General features: G+C 51.8%; 1 pseudogene. It reads right to left on the bottom strand.

Annotation, left to right across the window (positions count from 1 at the left end):
* Positions 1-908 (bottom strand): annotated as a pseudogene (locus AC1DSE_RS35845) (hypothetical protein); the annotation flags it as partial.

Below are 908 nucleotides of genomic sequence, written 5' to 3'. Positions count from 1 at the left end.
TTCCGCACCTACGCTRCCATACGCTAGCTTCGTYGTYGTCACGCTTCCGTCCGTCAGCTGTTCCGCACCTACGCTGCCATACGCTAGCTTCGTTGTCGTCACGCTTCCGTCCGTCAGMTGYTCCGMACCTACRCTGCCTAATGCCAGCTTCGTCGTTGTCACGCTTCCGTCCGTCAGCTGTTCCGCACCTACGCTGCCAATTCCCAGCTTCGTCGTTGTCACGCTTCCGTCCATTAAGTGCTCTGAACCTATGCTATCATACGCCAGTTTCGATGAAGTTACGCTGCCGCCCATCAGCTGTTCTGAATCTACACTGCCATAAGCCAGCTTCGATGTAGTCACGCTTCCGTCTGCCAACTGTTCTGAACTTACGCTTCCATGCGTAAGCTTCGCTGATGTCACACTTCTATCCGTCAGTTGTTCTGAACCTACGCTTCCATACGCAAGCTTTGTTGATGTCACACTTCTATCCGTCAGTTGTTCTGAACCAATGCTTCCATTCGCCAGCTTTGCGGATGTCACGCTTCCGTCCATCAGCTGTTCCAAACCTACGCTGTCAAATGCTAGCTTGGTCGTCGTCACGCTTCTGTCTATCAAGTGCTCTGAACCTACACTGTCATATGCCAATTTTGATGATGTTACACTTCCGCCCATCAGCTGTTCTGAATCTACGCTTCCATACGCAAGCTTCGCTGTCGTCACACTGCCGTCCGTCAGCTGTTCCGAATTTACACTGCCAAATGCCAGCTTCGTTGATGTCACACTTCCGTCCATCAGCTGATTCGGACCTACGCTGCCWAGCGCCAGTTTCTCTGTTGTCACACTTCCGTCAGTCAGCTGKTCTGATCCAACGCTTCCATACGTAAGCTTCGCTGATGTCACACTTCTATCCGTCAGTTGTTCTGAAC

This window comes from Paenibacillus sp. 01L418 (genome assembly GCF_056400045.1).
The sequence above is the reverse complement of the archived record's forward strand: the minus strand, read 5'-3'. Positions and strand labels throughout refer to the sequence as shown.